Source organism: Bradyrhizobium zhengyangense (genome assembly GCF_022012555.1).
GTDB lineage: Bacteria > Pseudomonadota > Alphaproteobacteria > Rhizobiales > Xanthobacteraceae > Bradyrhizobium > Bradyrhizobium zhengyangense.
In genome coordinates this window covers 69782-88085 of sequence record NZ_JAKLTZ010000014.1, presented here as the reverse complement: position 1 = coordinate 88085, position 18304 = coordinate 69782, and the positions used below count along the sequence as shown (strand labels likewise).

General features: G+C 64.4%; 18 protein-coding genes. 11 read left to right on the top strand and 7 right to left on the bottom strand.

Features of this window, described 5'->3' with window-relative positions; genetic code table 11:
* Positions 1-90 precede the first annotated feature (90 nt).
* From L6639_RS34215 to L6639_RS34200, 4 genes are all read left to right on the top strand, one after another.
* Entirely contained in the window at positions 91-1827 is a 1737-nt protein-coding gene (locus L6639_RS34215) for an adenylate/guanylate cyclase domain-containing protein (RefSeq protein ID WP_237866017.1), read from the top strand.
* Between the two features lie 216 nt (positions 1828-2043).
* Positions 2044-3243, top strand: coding sequence for a SorA family sulfite dehydrogenase catalytic subunit (sorA, locus tag L6639_RS34210; RefSeq protein WP_237866016.1), 1200 nt, complete (start codon positions 2044-2046; stop codon positions 3241-3243).
* Positions 3244-3254: 11 nt separating this feature from the next.
* Complete coding sequence (gene sorB / locus L6639_RS34205; protein ID WP_237866015.1) at positions 3255-3563, top strand: SorB family sulfite dehydrogenase c-type cytochrome subunit; 309 nt, start codon at positions 3255-3257, stop codon at positions 3561-3563.
* Positions 3564-3759: 196 nt separating this feature from the next.
* Positions 3760-3960 (top strand): cold-shock protein, encoded by a 201-nt coding sequence (locus L6639_RS34200; protein WP_008134691.1) that lies wholly within the window; start codon positions 3760-3762, stop codon positions 3958-3960.
* 168 nt (positions 3961-4128) lie between these two features.
* Here the strand turns inward: L6639_RS34200 and L6639_RS34195 are convergent, their stop codons facing one another.
* Complete coding sequence (locus L6639_RS34195; protein WP_194464197.1) at positions 4129-4590, bottom strand: Lrp/AsnC ligand binding domain-containing protein; 462 nt, start codon at positions 4588-4590, stop codon at positions 4129-4131.
* Between the two features lie 114 nt (positions 4591-4704).
* Between L6639_RS34195 and putA the strand changes: the two genes are divergently transcribed.
* The 3 genes from putA (at position 4705) to L6639_RS34180 (ending at position 9725) form a co-directional block, all read left to right on the top strand.
* Complete coding sequence (gene putA / locus L6639_RS34190; protein WP_237866014.1) at positions 4705-7704, top strand: bifunctional proline dehydrogenase/L-glutamate gamma-semialdehyde dehydrogenase PutA; 3000 nt, start codon at positions 4705-4707, stop codon at positions 7702-7704.
* A 115-nt stretch (positions 7705-7819) separates the two neighbouring features.
* Positions 7820-9025 (top strand): CaiB/BaiF CoA transferase family protein, encoded by a 1206-nt coding sequence (locus L6639_RS34185; protein ID WP_237866013.1) that lies wholly within the window; start codon positions 7820-7822, stop codon positions 9023-9025.
* Positions 9026-9077: 52 nt separating this feature from the next.
* The gene (locus L6639_RS34180) at positions 9078-9725 is read left to right on the top strand and encodes a glutathione S-transferase family protein (protein WP_237866012.1); all 648 of its coding nucleotides are present in this window, start codon (positions 9078-9080) and stop codon (positions 9723-9725) included.
* 9 nt (positions 9726-9734) lie between these two features.
* Here the strand turns inward: L6639_RS34180 and L6639_RS34175 are convergent, their stop codons facing one another.
* The 3 genes from L6639_RS34175 to L6639_RS34165 all read right to left on the bottom strand — a co-directional run bounded on the left by L6639_RS34175 (position 9735) and on the right by L6639_RS34165 (position 12597).
* A complete protein-coding gene (locus L6639_RS34175; protein WP_237866011.1) occupies positions 9735-9899 on the bottom strand; it encodes a hypothetical protein in 165 nt (54 codons plus the stop codon).
* A gap of 49 nt (positions 9900-9948) precedes the next feature.
* Positions 9949-11487 carry a hypothetical protein gene (locus L6639_RS34170; protein WP_237866010.1) on the bottom strand — a complete coding sequence of 513 codons (1539 nt, stop codon included), beginning with the start codon at positions 11485-11487 and terminating at the stop codon, positions 9949-9951.
* Between the two features lie 93 nt (positions 11488-11580).
* Positions 11581-12597 carry a hypothetical protein gene (locus L6639_RS34165; protein WP_237866009.1) on the bottom strand — a complete coding sequence of 339 codons (1017 nt, stop codon included), beginning with the start codon at positions 12595-12597 and terminating at the stop codon, positions 11581-11583.
* A 281-nt stretch (positions 12598-12878) separates the two neighbouring features.
* On the opposite strand from L6639_RS34165, the gene L6639_RS34160 reads away from it, so the two are divergent.
* Together L6639_RS34160 and L6639_RS34155 are read left to right on the top strand one after the other, a co-directional pair.
* Entirely contained in the window at positions 12879-13250 is a 372-nt protein-coding gene (locus L6639_RS34160) for a Crp/Fnr family transcriptional regulator (protein WP_237866008.1), read from the top strand.
* A complete protein-coding gene (locus L6639_RS34155; RefSeq protein ID WP_237866007.1) occupies positions 13247-14059 on the top strand; it encodes an MBL fold metallo-hydrolase in 813 nt (270 codons plus the stop codon). The genes L6639_RS34160 and L6639_RS34155 overlap by 4 nt, the downstream gene beginning before the upstream one ends.
* 41 nt (positions 14060-14100) lie before the next feature.
* On the opposite strand, the gene L6639_RS34150 is transcribed toward L6639_RS34155, so the two are convergent.
* The 3 genes from L6639_RS34150 to L6639_RS34140 are packed head-to-tail and all read right to left on the bottom strand — an operon-like array spanning position 14101 to position 16100.
* A complete protein-coding gene (locus tag L6639_RS34150; protein ID WP_237866006.1) occupies positions 14101-14598 on the bottom strand; it encodes a TPM domain-containing protein in 498 nt (165 codons plus the stop codon).
* 2 nt (positions 14599-14600) lie between these two features.
* Positions 14601-15479 carry a TPM domain-containing protein gene (locus L6639_RS34145; protein ID WP_237866005.1) on the bottom strand — a complete coding sequence of 293 codons (879 nt, stop codon included), beginning with the start codon at positions 15477-15479 and terminating at the stop codon, positions 14601-14603.
* 15 nt (positions 15480-15494) lie between these two features.
* Entirely contained in the window at positions 15495-16100 is a 606-nt protein-coding gene (locus L6639_RS34140; RefSeq protein ID WP_237866004.1) for a LemA family protein, read from the bottom strand.
* 188 nt (positions 16101-16288) lie between these two features.
* Between L6639_RS34140 and L6639_RS34135 the strand changes: the two genes are divergently transcribed.
* Positions 16289-17140, top strand: a complete 852-nt coding sequence (locus L6639_RS34135) for an enoyl-CoA hydratase (RefSeq protein ID WP_237866003.1) — start codon at positions 16289-16291, stop codon at positions 17138-17140.
* A gap of 5 nt (positions 17141-17145) precedes the next feature.
* The gene (locus L6639_RS34130) at positions 17146-18294 is read left to right on the top strand and encodes an acyl-CoA dehydrogenase family protein (protein ID WP_237866002.1); all 1149 of its coding nucleotides are present in this window, start codon (positions 17146-17148) and stop codon (positions 18292-18294) included.
* Positions 18295-18304 lie beyond the last annotated feature (10 nt).

Here is an 18304-nt window from a genome sequence, read left to right as displayed (position 1 = left end):
CTTGTCGGTTATGTGATCCTGTAAGCCGTCTGCCCGCGGAATTTAACTCTCCGCTGGCTGTTCTCCTCAGTGAACTGGTACAACCGAATCATGGCCACGACCGCGCTTTCACGATTGCCCGAACTCGTCCGCTCGACCAGCGCGCGGCAGGTGCGGCTGGTCTGCGGCGTCATCCTGTTCGCTTACGTGGTCAGCCATTTCCTCAACCATGCGCTCGGCAACATCTCGGTCGATGCCATGCAGGTCGGGGTCTATTACCACACCGCGTTCTGGCAGTTCCTCCCTGTTACGATCGTGTTCTATGGCGCGGCGTTCACCCATATGGGTCTTGGCGTCTATGCGCTGTACCAGCGCCGCCAGTTCCGCTGGCGGACGATCGAGCCGCTCCAGCTGGTGCTGGGCCTGAGCATCCCCGCGCTGGTGATGGCGCATGTGATCGGCATCCGGCTGGGCCAGGTGCTGTACGATCACGAGAAGCTCTATCCGCAGGAGCTCTATCTGTTCTTTGTCGTGGCCCCCGGCCGGCTCTGGACGATGACGATCCTGCTGATCGTTGCCTGGGTCCACGGTTGCATCGGCATCTATTTCTGGCTGCGGCTGAAGCCATTCTTCACGCGCGCGGCACCCTATTTGCTCGCAGCCGCCGTGCTGATCCCGACGCTGGCGCTGCTCGGCATCTACCAGGGTGGCCGCAGTGTCGCCGCGGACAGCGAGGACAGCGATTGGCGCCGGCAAAATTACACGCAGCGCGAGGTCGGCACGTTCGCACAGGCCGATACGCTCGACCGCATCACCGGCGGACTGACGATCGGTTACTTCGGCCTGCTCGGGCTGGTGATGCTGTCACGCGGGGTGCGCGGCTGGCGCGAGCGGCGCGGCGGCACGATCGCGCTGTCCTACGGCAACGGCAAGACGGTGCGCGTGCCCAAGGGTCTCTCCGTCCTGGAAGCGAGCCTGCGCCACAATGTGCCGCATGCCAGCGTCTGCGGCGGCCGCGCCCGCTGCTCGACCTGCCGCATCCGCATCATCGGCGACCACGGCGCCCTGCCCGAGCCCTCGCAGCGCGAGGCCTTCGTGCTGGCCCGCGTCGGGACCGCCGATCCCTCGATCCGGCTTGCCTGCCAGCTGCGGCCGAACTGCGATCTCTCCTTCTTCCAGCTGTTCATGCCGCAAATGCTGGCGGCCAACGCCCAGGCGTCCTCGCCCGCGCGAATCGGCCAGGAGCGCTATCTCGTCAGCCTCTTCGTCGACATGCGCGGCTCGACGCAGCTTGCCGAGAAGCGGCTGCCGTTCGACACCGTGTTCATCGTCAACCGCTTCTTAGGTGCGGTATCGCAGGCCGTGATCGAGAATGGCGGCCAGCCGAACCAGTTCGTCGGCGACGGCATGCTGGCGCTGTTCGGCCTGACCAGCGATCCGCAAACCGCCTCCCGCCAGGCGCTCAAGGCCGTTGCCGGCATTGCGACCCATGTGGACGAGCTGAACGAGCTCCTGAGCCACGATCTGCGCCAGCCGATTCGCTTCGGCATCGGCGTCCATGGCGGCGAGGTCATCATCGGCGACATCGGCTATCGCGACCACATCGTGTTCACCGCGCTCGGCGATGCCGTGAACGTCGCCGCCCGGCTCCAGGACATGACGAAGACGCTTCAGTGCGAGGCCATCGTCTCGGACGAGGTCCGCCGCACCGCTGGTCTTCACGAGGATACGCTGCCGAAGCAGGAGGTCGCGATCCGCGGTCGCGACGAGCCGATGGTGGTGCGGGTGGTTGCCGACACCAGGACATTGTCCGCGATCATTGCCGGCGGCGAGCGCGCCGCCGCCTGATTCTTCACCTCTCCCGCATGCAGGGCGAGGGAGCACACCGTCCGACGCCGCCACAGCGCGGCTTCTCATCAACGTGTAACACCGCCCTGTTGCAGCGCAACGGCATGGGCTTGCTGCGAAAGCACGAATTGACTTCAACCTGGCGGTTGAGACAGATGAGCGCAGGTGTTGCGGTGATGACCGCGAACCAACGAAAAGCTCCGGGAGGAGACCTGAATGTTCGACCGACGCGACCTGCTCAAAGGAGCGGGCCTTGCCGCCATGGCGGCCACACTGAATTCCACCAAGGCGCTGGCCCTCGACACCGTTACCCTGCCCTTCGCCAATGGCGAGCGGCCGCTGGTGAAGTATCCGCAGAAGCGGCCAATGATCGGCTTGACCAGCCGGCCGCCGCAGCTCGAGACGCCGTTCGCCATATTCAACGACGGCCCGATCACGCCGAATAACGCGTTCTTCGTACGCTACCACCTCGCCGGCCTGCCCTACGATCTCGACCCTGACAAGTTCACGCTCGAGGTCAAGGGCAAGGTCGACAAGCCGCTCAAGCTGTCGCTGAAGGACATCCGCAAAATGAAGGCGACGGAGATCGTCGCCGTCAACCAGTGCTCCGGCAACAGCCGCGGCTTCTCGGAGCCGCGCGTCGCCGGCGGCCAGCTCGCCAATGGCGCGATGGGCAATGCGCGCTGGCGCGGCGTGCCGCTGAAGACCGTGCTCGAGATGGCGGGCGTGCAGGCCGGCGCCAAGCAGGTCGTGTTCGCCGGCATGGACGGACCGGTCAGCGACAAGACGCCCGACTTCGCCAAGGCGCTCGACCTCGATCATGCCACCAATGGCGAGGTGATGCTGGCCTACGGCATGAACGGCGACGATCTGCCGTTCCTCAACGGCTTCCCGCTGCGCCTGGTGGTGCCCGGCTATTACGGCACCTACTGGGTCAAGCACCTCAACGAGATCACCGTCATCGACAACGTCTTCGACGGTTTCTGGATGAAGGGCGCCTATCGCATTCCCGATACGCCTGACAATTCGATCGAGCCTGGCACGACGCCGAAGGCGACGATCCCGATCAACCGCTTCACCATCCGCTCCTTCATCACCAGCGTGACCGATGGCGCCAAGCTGAAGGCGGGACGCACGACGCTGCGCGGCATCGCCTTCGACAGCGGCAAGGGCATCAAGGACGTCCAAGTCTCCACCGATGGCGGCAAGACCTGGACCTCCGCCAAGCTCGGCAAGGATTTGGGCAATTACTCGTTCCGCGAATGGAAGCTGCCCGTGAAGCTCGCGGCCGGGCAAGTCGAGCTCAAGGTGCGCGCCACCAGCAATTCCGGCGAGACGCAGCCGGACACGCCGCGCTGGAACCCGGCGGGTTATTTGCGCAACGTCGTCGAAACCACCCGCGTCACCGTGGCCTGAGGAGCATGATCATGCAGCGCACCGTTCTCCTCGCCGCCACGCTTGCCGTTATCACTGTGGCGGGTTCGGCGCTTGCCGCGCCGGTCAGTTACAAGACGCCGGACGAGGTGGCGGCCTTCAAGCCGGGGCCCAATCTCGAGGTGGTTCAGGGCAATTGCGCCGCCTGCCACTCGTCCGACTACATCGCCACGCAGCCGCCGATGAAGGACAAGAAAGGCTTCTGGCAGGCCGAGGTGACCAAGATGATCAAGGTCTATGGCGCACCGATTGACGATGCCGACGTGGGCAAGATCGTCGACTATCTGGCCGCGACTTATTGACGGCCTCAGGCGCAATTGACCGCGAAACGGGCAAAACCGGCAAAAACGCTGCGAAGTTGAGCGAATTTCGGCGAAATGCGGATGTGGTTTGATCTACCAAGCCCGCCACATTCCGCGTATCCTGTAGGACCGAACCGGCCGGTTGGCGGGGACTGGCGGTTCGTGATCTCGGAGGAAGACCCGCGGAGAAGTCGTGATGGCTAAAGGTACGGTCAAGTGGTTCAACCCGACCAAGGGTTATGGATTTATCCAGCCTGCGTCGGGCGGCAAGGATGTGTTCGTGCATATCTCGGCAGTGCAGAAAGCCGGCCTGTCCTCGCTCAACGAAGGACAGACGGTGGAATACGAAGAGATCGCAAACCGGGGCAAGACCTCCGCAGAGAACCTCAAAGTATAAGCCGCCAGCTTTTGCTGCCTCCCGGATTTGTCCGGGAGTGAGGCCAAGAAAATTTCAGAAGACGATCAGTGCATTCGACGACAGGCGTTGCGACTGCACACGATAGGCTATTTGCCTTGAGAGATCGCTGATCGACGCCGCAGCAATGACAATCGCGACCGCATGTGGTCAGCCCACCGGCAACGGTGCGTCGCGCTTGATCTCTTCCATCACCGCATAGGTGCGCGTCTCGCGCACGCCCGGCATCGACAGCAAGGTCTCGCCGAGGAAACGCCGATATGCGGTCATGTCCGCGAGCCGCGCTTTCACCAGATAGTCGAAGCCGCCTGCAACCATGTGACACTCCAGCACTTCGGGCGCGAGTTTGACCGCGCGCGCAAAGCGCTCGAAATTGTCGGGCGTGGTCTTGTCGAGCAGCACCTCGACGAACACGAGCAAGCCCAGCCCAAGCCGGTGCGGATTGAGCCGCGCCCCATAGCCCTCGACAAACCCCTCGCGCTGCAGACGCTTCAGCCGTTCGCCGACCGAGGTCGGCGACAGGCCGATGCGCTCGGCGAGCTCGACATTGGCGATTCGTCCATCCTCCTGCAAAATTGAGAGGATTTTCCGGTCAATCCGATCAAGTTCCATATTTTATACGGCCAACATGTCCATAGTCTTCATTTCCTAAGGCAAAATGGCTATCTTGTCTATCGAACTACGGTCATGTGGGCCTTATCCTGAGCTCCAGCCACAGGACACGCCATGCCGAATATCCCGCCGCCCTTTTCCGCGCCCTACGCCCCTGATGATGCCGACATCGCCGCGCGGCTGTTTCCATCGGCGCATCTCGCCCCGCCGCAGGAAGTGCGGGTCGACCGCACGGCGACAAGGCTGATCGAGGCGATCCGCAAGCGCGACGACCGGATCGGCGGCGTCGAGGACATGCTGCGGGAGTTCGCGCTCTCGACCAAGGAAGGTCTCGCGCTGATGGTGCTGGCCGAGGCGTTGCTGCGCGTGCCGGATGCCCGCACCGCCGACCAGTTCATCGAGGACAAGCTCGGCGAGGGCGACTTCATCCACCACGAGACCAAGTCCACGGCGTTCCTGGTCAACGCCTCCGCCTGGGCGCTCGGCCTGTCGGCGCGCGTGATCCAGCCCGGCGAGACGCCCGACGGCACCATCGGCCGCCTCGTGAAGCGGCTCGGTGCGCCGGCGGTGCGTACCGCGACGCGCCAGGCGATGCGACTGATGGGCAATCACTTTGTACTGGGCGAGACCATCGAGCAGGCGCTCGAACGCGGCAAGCCGCGCTCCGGCCAGAAGCCCCGCTATTCATTCGACATGCTCGGCGAAGGGGCACGCACGGCTGAAGACGCCAAGCGCTATTTCGACGCCTATGCGAGCGCCATCGAGACCATCGGCAAGGCGGCAGGCAACCATCCTCTGCCCGACCGGCCCGGCATCTCCGTCAAGCTCTCGGCGCTGCATCCGCGCTTCGAGGCGATCAGCCGCGACCGTGTGATGCGCGAACTGGTGCCGCAACTGCTGGATCTCGCCCGGCGCGCCAAGGCGTATGACCTCAACTTCACCGTCGATGCCGAGGAGGCCGACCGGCTGGAGCTGTCGCTCGACGTAACCGCGGCCACGCTCGCCGATCCGTCGCTGGCTGGCTGGGACGGCTTCGGGCTCGCGATCCAGGCCTACCAGAAGCGCGCCAGCGCGGTGATCGACTACATCCACGAGCTCGCGCGCGCCCATGACCGCATGCTGATGGTGCGGCTGGTCAAGGGCGCCTATTGGGACACCGAGATCAAGCGCGCGCAGGAGCGCGGGCTCGACGGCTACCCGGTATTCACACGCAAGGCGATGACGGATCTGAACTACGTCGCCTGTGCAGCAAAGCTTCTTGCCTTGCGGCCACGCATCTTCCCGCAATTTGCGACCCATAACGCCCTCACCGTCGCGACCGTGCTGGAGCTCGCCGGCGCTAGCTCCGGCTTCGAATTCCAGCGCCTGCACGGCATGGGCGAAGCGCTCTACGAGCAGCTCGCCAAGGATCACCCCGAGATCGCCTACCGCACCTATGCGCCGGTCGGCAGCCATCGCGATTTGCTCGCCTATCTGGTGCGGCGTCTTTTGGAGAACGGCGCCAACTCGTCCTTCGTGGCGCAGGCCGCCGACTATCGCGTGCCGGTCCCGGCGCTGTTGAAGCGCCCGGTCGATCTCATCATGCGGCCCGATCACGCCCACCATGCCAAGATCCCGCTGCCGGGCGACCTGTTTGCGCCGGAGCGGCGTAATTCAAGGGGCATCGAATTCGGCGAGCGCGCGGCGCTCGATCGGCTGGTCGCGGACGTCACGGACGTGACGCCTGATCTCAAGCCTGTCGCTGACGCAACGCCCGAGCAGGCGGGCGCCGCAATTGCCACTGCCAGCACGGGCTTTGCCGGATGGAGCCGGACGCCGGCGGCGACACGCGCGGCGGCGCTGGAGCAGGCTGCCCATCTGCTGGAGAGCCGCGGTGCGCATTTTATCGCGCTGCTGCAAGCGGAAGGCGGCAAGACGCTCGATGACGCGCTCTCCGAGCTGCGCGAGGCCGCCGATTTCTGCCGCTACTACGCCGCGCAGGGCCGAAAACTGTTCGGCTGCGAGACGGCGATGCCAGGACCGACCGGCGAGAGCAACGCGCTGGCCATGCGCGGCCGTGGCGTGTTCGTCGCGATCTCGCCGTGGAATTTTCCGCTGGCGATCTTCCTTGGCCAGGTCACCGCGGCCTTGATGGCCGGCAACAGCGTCGTGGCAAAGCCCGCCGAGCAGACGCCACGTATCGCGCGCGAGGCCGTCGCCTTGCTGCACGAGGCTGGCATCCCCGCAAACGCACTGCATCTCGTCACCGGCGACGGCCGCATCGGCGCGGCGCTGACCGCGCACGCTGATATTGCCGGCGTCGTCTTCACCGGTTCGACCGAAGTCGCACGTCACATCAACCGGACGCTCGCCGCCAAGGACGGGCCGATCGTGCCGCTGATCGCGGAGACCGGCGGCATCAATGCCATGATTGCGGATGCGACTGCGCTGCCCGAGCAGGTCGCCGACGATGTCGTCACCTCGGCGTTCCGCTCCGCCGGCCAGCGTTGCTCGGCGCTGCGGCTGATGTTCGTACAGGAGGACGTCGCCGACCGCATGATCGAGATGATCGCGGGCGCGGCGCGCGAACTTAGGATCGGCGATCCCACAGATATCGCGACCCAAGTCGGTCCTGTCATCGATGCCGAAGCCAAGCAACGCCTCGACACCCACATCGCACGGATGAAGACGGAGGCGCGGCTGCATTTTGCAGGCACAGCGCCAGAGGGCTGCTTCGTCGCGCCGCACATCTTTGAGCTCCGGGATGCCAGCCAGCTCACTGAGGAGGTGTTCGGCCCGATCCTGCATGTGGTGCGCTATCGGGCCGAAACCCTCGAACGCGTCCTGCAGGCGATCGCGCGCACCGGCTACGGGTTGACGCTCGGCATCCACTCCCGCATCGACGACACGGTCGAGGCCATCATCGACCGCGTTCAGGTCGGCAACATCTACGTCAACCGCAACATGATCGGCGCCGTGGTCGGCGTGCAGCCCTTTGGCGGCAACGGCCTGTCCGGAACCGGCCCCAAGGCCGGGGGTCCGCATTATCTGACGCGCTTCGCCACCGAGCAGACCGTGACGATCAACACGGCCGCGGCCGGCGGCAACGCCGCGTTGCTTGCGGGAGAGGAGTAAGGCCTTGCACCGGGCGCCGTTGCATCCGGGCAAGACATCGGTCTAATGGCTCCCAGACTTGCCCGCGCCAATTCCAGCCGGCGGGAAACAACAAGAGCGAGGGAGCAACGCCGCGATGGAAAAAGGCATTTTTGCAGGGCTCAAGGTTCTGGACTGCGCGAGCTTCATCGCAGCGCCCGCGGCGGCCACCGTGCTGTCCGATTTCGGCGCCGATGTCATCAAGATAGAGCCGCCCGGCGCCGGCGATCCCTACCGCAATCTGCCCAACCTGCCCGGCTATCCCACCGGCGAGCACAATTTCGCCTGGCTTCTCGAGGCCCGCAACAAGAAGAGCCTGGCGCTCGACCTCTCCAAGCCCGAGGCGCAGGCCGTGCTTTACAAGCTGGTTGAAGAGGCCGACGTCTTCATCACCAACATGCCGCCGCCGGTACGGACCAAGCTCGGCATCACCTATGACCATCTCGCCCATCTCAACGACCGGCTGATCTATGCCTCCTTCACCGGCTATGGCGAGAAGGGCGAGGAGGCCAACAAGCCCGGTTTCGACAGCAACGCCTATTGGGCGCGCTCCGGCCTGATGGATCTTGTCCGCGCCGACACCGACACGACGCCGGCCCGTTCGGTCGCCGGCATGGGCGACCATCCCTGCGCCATGGCGCTGTACAGCGCGATCGTCACCGCGCTCTATCAGCGCGAGAAGACCGGCAAGGGCTCGCATGTCGCCTCCAATTTGATGGCTAATGGCGTGTGGGCGGCCAGCGTGCTGGCGCAGGCAAAACTCTGCGGCGCCAAGTTCGGCGAGCGGCGCCCGCGCGAGCGTGCGCTCAATGCGGTCGCCAACCATTATCAGTGCAAGGACGGCCGCTGGCTGATCCTGTCGCTGCTCAGCGAGGAGAAGCAGTGGCCGACGCTGGCCAAATGCCTCGGACGCGAGGACCTGATCAACGATCCGCGCTTCGCCACCAAGCCCGACCGTCACGCCCGCTCGGTCGAGCTCATCAAGATTTTTGACGAAACCTTCGCCACCAGGGACCTCGCCGAATGGCGCAAGATCCTCGATGGCAACGGACTGGTGTTCGGCATCGTCGGCATTCTGGACGACATCCCGAACGACAAGCAGATGCTCGACAACGAGGTGCTGGTGCCGTTCGAGAACGACACCATGCTCACCATCAACTCTCCGATCTGGATCGACGGTACCAAGAAGGTGCAGCCGCGCAAGCCGCCCGGCGTCGGCGAGCACAGTGACGAGATTTTGCGTGGCGCGGGATACGACGAGGCCGCGATCAAAGAGCTGCGCGCGAAGGGGGCTGTGGGGTAACGATCCGACGATCTCGATATAATCTCACGACCACATTCGCGCGCGAGGTCCCATGCCCATTTATCGCCTGCACTACTTCCCTGAATCCGGCAATAGCTACAAGCTGGCGCTGATGCTGACGCTTTGCGGCGAGACGTTCGAGCCGGTCTGGACCGATTTCGGCGGCGGCGTCACGCGCACGGCGGATTGGCGCAAGACCGTCAACGAGATGGGCGAAATTCCCGTGCTCGAGGTCGACGGCGTGAAGATGACGCAGACCGCCCCTCTCCTGCTCAAGCTTGCCGAACAGTATGGGCGTTTCGGTGCCGAGACCGAAGCCGAAAAATTCGAGCTGCTGCGTTGGCTGTTCTGGGACAACCACAAGCTCACCGGCTACATGGCAACCTACCGCTTCATGCGGGCCTTCACCGAAAAGAACGATCCGCACGTGCTGAAGCATTTTCGCCGGCGGCTCGACGACTTCCTCGGCATTCTCGACGGTCATCTGCAACACAACGCGTTTGCGATCGGCACCAAGCCAACCGTCGCCGACATCTCGATGATGGCCTATCTGCACTATCCCAGCGACGAGCACGGCTTCGATTTCGCCGCGAGCCATCCCGCCATCCACGCCTGGCTCGGGCGAATGGCCACGCTGCCCGGCTGGAAGCCGGCGTATGAGCTCTTGCCCGGCAAACGGATGACGAATTACGCGAAGTGAGGGCGCCGCTTACCTCAGCGCCAGCCAGCCGAGCGTGAACAGGATGCCGCCGATGATGACGACCACCGCGACCGCCGTGGTGCTGACGCGGATGCTGCCGGCGACTTGCTTGGCTTCCTCATTCTGCGCGATCTCGCGATTGCGCTCCTTGTTGGCGTCGCTGGTATCCGTCATGAATCATCCAAATCGCTTGTTGGCTGACGCATGACCTTGGGATCATGCGCTAACGCGTCTTGATGAAGCACATGCCAATGCGGCTCGAAGCCGCCGCAGCCTGACAGGTGAGACCTTTAGCACAGGTCCATGACGTAAAACTCTTGTCGGCCGTTCCCGATCCCTCGTTTTGCAGGGAACAATGCGCGCCCCAGCCGTCCTGATATTCGGTGCCGGCAAGCTCCGCGCTGCCGCGTGTCTGCGGCCGGCTGGCAAATCCGCGTGAAAAATCAGGACGTTTGCCGCTAGCAAAGGCGGTCAGGATGTCACGGCGGCGGAGCTGGTCACCAAAGAAATGCGGCGAGGCCGGCACGATGGTGGCGTTCGATGCCCCCTCCGTCAGCCAATCCACGCCGGGAAAATGGAAGCCGCCGATGCCGCGGGTCTGGTGGCAGCCGGAGCAGGTGACATCGTTGAGGCGGCGCTGGAAGCCCGCGACCGAGCGGATGTTCTCCATGGCGATGCCGCGCGCGGCCGCCTGCTTCAGCGCGCCGACGACGTCGTTGTCGGTGAAGACAGGGTCGCTGTTGCCCTCGCCTTCAACCAAGCCGAACTCAGGCTGCAACGTCGAGGCATCGAGCCCCGCAGGTGTCAGCGCCACGGCCGCCTTGGCGAGATATTTCTGTGGGATCAGCACAGTGCCGCGATCGAACTCGCGCAGATTCGCGGGCTCGAGCAGCCAGGCCTTGAAGTCGTGCCGGAGCGCGTCATCTGCGAGGATGCGTTCGCGGTCGATCTGGTTCTCCAGCGTCGATTCCACGAAGGTCTTGGTGGCGGCGTCGTATTTGAACACCTTGAGCAGATAGTCGGAGCGGAAATCGTGCAGCGCTGATTTCGGCGCGATCGAGATCTGGATATTGGTCTCGATGCGGTCGATCATCGCATCGTAAGGCCCAGTGCGGCTGCCGATCAGTCCTTGCCAGTCGCCATTGTCGAGCCAGCGCCGCGCCACCTCGGCGCAGGTGATGGCCTTGCCGCTCGCGTCGGTCTGGCGCGCATCGCGCGCCTTCATCACCAGGTTGAACGTCATCGGCAGGCGCGTCGCGGTGCTGCCGCCATCCGGCCCGGGACCGAACCGCGCCAGACGATAGATCAGCCGAATCTCGCCGCAGGACTCCTCAGACACGTAGGCGCGGTCCATGCGGTTAACGATGCCGGCCAGCACGAAGCGCGTGCTGGCGGATTTCAGACTGAAACGATCGAACAGCTGGACGTCGAAACCGTCGCCGACGCCGATGGTCTCGCTCGGCACCGACTGCTTGTGCTGCGCGATGTAGCGATCGAACTCCGTATCGATTGCGGGGAGAATCTCCTTGAGCTGCGGCAGCGACGCGAACAGCTGGTCGCTGGTCAGGGGAACAGTCGCGTTCCGCTCCGGCTCTAACAGGCGCGAGATTGACAGCGCATCGCTCTGGTCGAGCTTCTTCAGGAGATCGGGGTCGATGATCGCGGTGCCGCGCGCGAGCGGCGCATTCTCCGCTGCCGAGAGCGATAGGACGCCGCCCAATAACAATATGGCAGCCGGGAGAATTCGCAGCGCGCGGCTCATGCCTCCAATAACACCGCGCCTGACAGCCTATTCAAGTAAAAAGGCGCTTCACGCGGTGGTGAAGCGCCTTTTCGCAAGTCGTTTATCGGACGCTTAGCGCGCGACGATCAGGCCCTTGGGTGTGACCACCACCCAGCGACCGTCCTGGCGCCGGATCGCATCGACGCGGCCGAGACCGGGGATGGGATCGCCGGCATAGACTTCGTACAGGCCGCCCCGGCCTTCGATCAGCGCACCGCCATTGGCGACGTCGCGAAGCCTCCAGCCGTCGATCGTCGGCAGGCGGCCGACTTCGGTCTTGGGCGCGGCGGGCGTGGGGGGCACGGGAGCCGGCGCAGCCGTCGCGACCTGGGTCGGGGCCGGCGCGATCGTGCCAGTGGTCTCCTTCGCAGGCGCCGCGGCGGCGGCCGGCGCGGGGGCGGCAGCAGGCGGTGTGGCGCGGAGCTTGTCGACGGTCTCGGACAGTTTTGCCAGCTTGGCCAACGGTTCGGCCTGCGCTTTCTCGAGCTTGTCGAGGCGGTCGTTGGCGCGGTTGAACTGGCTGAGGCCGGTCTTCGAGGTGTGCTCGACATTGGCCTTGAGCGCAACCATGTCGGCATCGATCCGCGCGACGGAGGCGTCCAGCGCGCTGGTATCGGCGACCTGCGCCGAAGCTGGCGTCGGGCTGGCTGCGAAGTGCATCATGCCGGCGGTCGCAAGCGCGCCGCTGATGGCGCCGACGCAAGCCGCAATCGCGACGACCGCGGCCATCGCCGACAGGAGGCGCTTGTTGTCGGTGTCACGCACCTCGTCTGGCTTGACATGCGGGGCGAACTCTTCCCGGTCCCAGGACCGCTCCGAGGGCGCCATGACGATGAGCTTACCGGGCTTTGCCTCGGCTTTGGCCTCGGGCTTGGGTTCGGCCTTCGCCTCGAACTTGGGGACCACGATCCCCGAAGACTCGATCTTTGGCGGCTCGACCTTTGGGGCATCCGCCTTGACCGGATCAGGCTTGGGCGGCGTCTCATGGTCGGGGGCGATCGAGGGGGCCTCGATGCCGGCGGCGGCGTCAACGGCGCCAGTCCGGTCGTTCGCTCGGTCATTGGTCTCTTGGCCGGCCAGGTCGGACATTGGTTCGCTCACGGCTCAAATACTCCAGTCTGGATTGACCTTTTGGTAACTTTCATTGCTTGCGAATTCCTTACCTCGGGACCCGCTTACCGAAATTTTAGGAACTCGTCCGAGGCCGAATTGGGTCGGGAAAGTGGAACCGGCGTGGCGGCGTGCAACAAATCGTCAACCGATGCTGCCCTGCGGCAGGCTGCCTGCTTAGCCGAAGGCGTTGTTTGCCCGTCGCGGTTCCGCGGCTAACATGGCGCATCCCGTCAGCCAGAAGGGCGTTTGGGGGTGCCATGACAATCGAAAAGTGCATCAACGCGTTTGATGTGGATGACGTCATCTTCGAGGAGGGCTCGACCGGTCGCGAGCTGTTCGTGGTGCTCGACGGCGAGGTCGAGATCGCCAAGATGAACGGCGCCAGCAAGACCAGCATCATCAAGCTCGGCAAGGGCGAGTTCTTCGGCGAGATGGCCGTGATCGATGGTTCGGCGCGCTCGGCGACCGCGATCGCGTCGGCGCCCAACACGCGCGTGATGCGGATCAACCACGCACGCTTCGTCTATCTTGTCAGCCAGCAGCCGGCATTCGCACTGATGGTGATGGATGCGCTGTCGAAACGCCTGCGCGCCTCCAACGCAGTCACCTACCGGGCGGCGCAATCATGAGCGAACGCAAGCCGACCGCATTCCCGATCCTGATGAAGAACGACATTTGCTCGCTGATCCAGGCCGCCGATGACGTCTATCAGATCCGCTTCTCCAACCGCGCGGCCAACGCCTATCTCATACGCGGTTCGGCGCGCACCATCCTGATCGATGTCGGCCTGTCCTCGAACTATCCGGCGATGGTGGAGTGCCTGACCTTCGCCGGATGCCCGCCCGAAAAGATCGACATGGTGGTGCTGAGCCACGAGCATCTCGACCATATCGGCGCGGCCTGGCATTTCAACGAGCGCCGCACCTATGTCGCCGCCCACAGGCTCGCCGCCAACAAGATCATGCTGCGCGACGACTTCTCGATGCTGCGCAAGATGTTCAACGAGCCGGACGTGCCTGTTAATATCGACATCTGGCTCGAGGAAGGCAATCTGATCGACCTCGGTAATTTCCGGCTCAACGTGATGTACACGCCGGGCCATACATCGGCCTGCATCACCCTGTTCGAGCAGGACAAGGGCCTCTTGTTCGCCGCCGACACCTTGATGCCTGGCGGCGTGATGGGCGGCGTGTTTGGCTCGGGCAGCATCGCCGACTACATCCAGTCGCTGGAACGCATCAAGGGGCTGAACACCAAGATCCTGCTATCGGGGCACGGACGGCTGTCGGACACGCCGCAGGACGACGTGCGCATTGCCATCGCACGCTCGCACGGGTTATTGGAAGATACCGCGCAATTATTCGACGCACTGGACGCGCGCTCGAATTTCGAGCCGATCATGCAGTCGGTAAGGGATCTGAACAAGCTGGATGATTGATACACGGTGTCGTCCTGGCGAACGCCAGGACGACATCGGGGCTACATCACCACCGGCTTATCCGGCAACTCGTTCGGATGCGGCCCTCGCGGCGGAAAATACTTCGCCAGCTCCCGTGACACCGCCGCAACGCCATGGATCACGCCCTGCTCGAACCGGCCCGACCTGAACTCCGCCTCCATCGCTCGGCAGATCGCCTCCCAGCCGGCGGCGCCCACCTTCGCGTCGATGCCGCGGTCGGCGATGATCTCGACGTCGCGGTCGGCAAGCAGCAGGTAGATCAGAATGCCGTTGTTATGCGCGGTGTCCCAGATGCGCAAATGCGAGAACATATCGAGCGCGCGCTCGCGGGCGTGCTGATTGCGGAACAGCGGCCGGCCGTCGAGCGCGCCTTCGACGACGAAGCGGACCTGGCCGGAATGCGTCGTTTCGCTTTGCTTGATTGCATGCTCGATGCGGTCGAGCACATCGTACGGAAACACTTGCTTCGCGCGCCAATGGTGCTGAAGGAGATGCCTGGTGATACGCCCGATGCCCATGACTACCAGCTCCCCGAGGCGCCGCCGCCACCAAAGCTGCCGCCGCCTCCGCTGAAGCTGCCGCTGTCACTGGATGATGAACCGCTGCTCCAGCCTCCGGACGAGGAGCCGCTCGACCACGACCCGCCGCGCGAGGGCCCTGTGGATGCCGGAAACAGATCGGCAATGAAGGACAAGACGAAGCCGATGATCCCGGCGAGCAAGGCCAACGCCCCGGATCCGAGAATGAGCAGCGCCAGGATTCCGATCACGCTCCCGGTCGCGACCGAGCCCAGCAATCGTCCCAGCAGCGTGCGCAAAAATCCGCCGACGACGAGCGAGGCAAACAGGACGAACGGGACCGCCGGCCCGATGTCGTCCAGATTGGCAAAGTTCACGCTGCGCGAGGGAGCCGGCAGCGGTTCGCCATCGACGACGCGCATCATCCGCTCGGCACCCGCGGAGATGCCGCCGGCGAAATCGCCCTCGCGGAATTTCGGCGTGATGACCTCGTCGATGATCCGACGCGACGTGACGTCGGTGAGCGCACCTTCCAGGCCGTAACCGACCTCGATGCGCAAGTGCCGGTCGTTCTTGGCGACCACCAGGATCGCGCCGTCGTCGACCTTCTTGCGGCCGATCTTCCACGCTTCCGCGACACGGATCGAGAACTGCTCGATCGTCTCCGGGTCCGTCGTCGGCACGATCAGCACCGCGATCTGGCTGCCCTTGCGCTTTTCGAAATCGCCGAGCTTTTGCGACAGTGCGGCGATGTCGCTGCCCGACAGCGTGCCGGTTCGGTCGACCACGCGGCCGGTGAGCTGGGGGACAGCGACGTCGGCGAGGGCGGGCAAAGCCCAGCCAAGCAGCAGTGCAAGCAGGATGGCCCTAGTTGCGCGCATCGGAGCCGAACGCGCTTACTTCGACGGCGCGGGCGCGTTGAAATCGACCTTCGGCGCGGTCGAGATCTCCTTTTCGTTCTCGACCGTGAAGTTGGCCTTCTCCTTATAGCCGAACATCATCGCCGTGAGATTGCTCGGGAAGGAGCGAATGGTGACATTATAGTCCTGCACCGACTTGATGTAGCGGTTGCGCGCGACCGTGATACGGTTTTCGGTGCCCTCGAGCTGCGACATCAGATCCTTGAACAGCGCATCCGACTTCAGCTGCGGGTAATTCTCCGTCACCACGAGGAGGCGCGACAACGCGCTGGAGAGCTCGCCTTGTGCTGCCTGGAATTTCTGCAAGGCGGCGGGATCGTTCAGGACCTCGGGCGTGGCCTGGATGCTGCCGACCTTTGCGCGGGCGTTGGTGACGCCAAGCAGCACGTCCTTCTCCTGCTGCGCGAAGCCCTTCACCGAGTTGACGAGGTTGGGCACGAGATCGGCGCGGCGCTGATACTGGTTCACCACCTCGGACCAGTTGGCCTTGATCTGCTCATCCTGGCTCTGGATCGCGTTGTAGCCGCAATTGGTGAGGCTGAGCGAGGCCAGCGCCGCCAGCACGGTCAGGATCTTGCGCATCAAATTTCTCCCGGTGGAATCGGCCTGCAAACTATCAGATCGAGCGCATACAACGCCAGATGTCCCAGCGGACGGCGCGACAAGCAGCCGGCTGACGCAAGCCCCTTGCCTATCACCACGCGACATAGTCAACTCTTGGCAAGCAAGACGTCTTGGCCAACAAGACGAAGAATACAGGGAGGCGCGCCATGTCCTCGTTCGAGACCATCCTGGTGGAGCGGCCGGAGCCGGCGATCGCCCGGATCGTGATGAACCGGCCGGACGCGCGCAATGCGCAGAACCTGCAAATGACCTACGACCTCAACGCCGCCTTCGACGCCGCGGTACAGGACGATGCGGTCAAGGTGATCATCCTTGCCGGCAATGGGCCGCATTTCTCGTCCGGCCACGATCTGCGCTCCGGGGCCAAGAATGCCGCCGGCATCGATTTTCCGCCGATAGGAAATTGGGGCGGCTTTGCCGAACCAAACGCTCACGGCCGTTTTGCGCGCGAGCAGGAAATATATCTCCAGATCACGCGGCGCTGGCGCAATCTCGCCAAGCCGACCATCGCGGAAGTGCACGGCAAATGCATCGCCGGCGGCCTCATGCTGGCCTGGGCTTGCGACCTCATCGTTGCGAGCGACGATGCGCAGTTTTGCGACCCCGTCGTGACGATGGGCGTCTGCGGCGTCGAATGGTTCGTGCATCCCTGGGAGCTCGGCCCGCGCAAGGCCAAGGAATTCCTGTTCACAGCCGACAGCTGGAGCGCGCAGGAGGCGCATCAGCTCGGCATGGTCAATCAGGTCGTGCCGCGCGCAGAACTGTCTACGCGCGTGCAGGAGCTGGCGCGGCGGATCGCGTCAAAGCCGTCCTTTGCGCTGAAGCTGACCAAGGAAGCCGTGAACCGCTCCGTCGATGTGATGGGCCAGCCGGCTGCGATCGACCAGGCCTTTGCGCTGCATCAGCTCTGTCACGCCCACAATCTACAGGAGTTCGGCATGGTGGTCGATCCATCCGGACTGCATCCCTCCGTGCGCAAGCCGGCAGCCGCGGAGTAGACGCCATGGATCTCAATCTCAGTGACGAGCAACGGCTGCTGCGCGAGAGCGCCGATCGTTTCGTGACCGAAAGTTACGATGCCGACCATCGTCGCAAGATGGCGAGCGATCCGCTCGGCTTCAGCCCTGCGGTGTGGAAGCAGTTCGCCGAGCTGGGCTGGCTGGCGCTGCCGATCCCGGAAGAGTTTGACGGGCTCGGCGGCGGGCCGGTCGAGATCGGCATCTTGATGGAAGCGTTTGGTCGCGGGCTGGTGTCCGAGCCCTATATCGCGACGGTCGTGCTTGGCGCCGCGCTGATCGAGCGATGCGGCAGCACGGCGCAGAAGCAGGCGAGCCTGCCCAAGATCGCGGACGGCTCGATGAAGCTCGCCTTCGCGCATTCCGAGCGCGCCGCGCGGTTCGATCTCGCCAAGGTCGCGACATCAGCCACCAAGACGGCGCAGGGCTGGCGCCTCGCCGGCAGCAAGATCGCCGTGCTCGACGGCCATGCCGCCGACGAGATCATCGTCTCCGCGCATCTGCACGATCATCACGGACCGTCGGGGCGCATCGGCCTGTTTCTGGTGCCGGCAACGGCGCAGGGCCTTGCGATCTCCGACTATCCGCGCCTCGGCGGCGGGCGCGCCTGCAACATCGAGCTGTCCGACCTGCATTTGCCGGAGGACACGTTGCTCGGTGACGGCAAGGACGCGCTGCCCGCGATCGAATGGGCCGTAGATCGCGCCATGGCTGCGCTTGGTGCGGAAGCCGTCGGCATCATGCAGACGCTGCTCGACACCACGCTCGAGTACACCAGGATCAGGAAGCAATTCGGCCGGCCGCTGTCCGCCAATCAGGTGATCCGCCATCGCCTCGCCGACATGGCGATCCAGGTCGACGAAGCCCGCTCGATGGCGCTGCGGGCCGCGTTGAAGGCCGATAGCGCACCAGTCGAGCGGGCCCGCGCAGCTTCAGCCGCGAAGGCGAAGATCGGCAAATGCGGCCGCTTCGTCGGCGAGCAGTCGATCCAGCTCCACGGGGGCATGGGCGTCACAGACGAGCTTGAGGTCGGCGCCTATTTCAAGCGGCTTGTCGCATTCGACACGCTGTTCGGCGGCAGCGCGCACCACTATGCCCGCCACGCCCAGCTTGGACGCGGCACCGTTTCAGCTTGAGAGGAGGGCA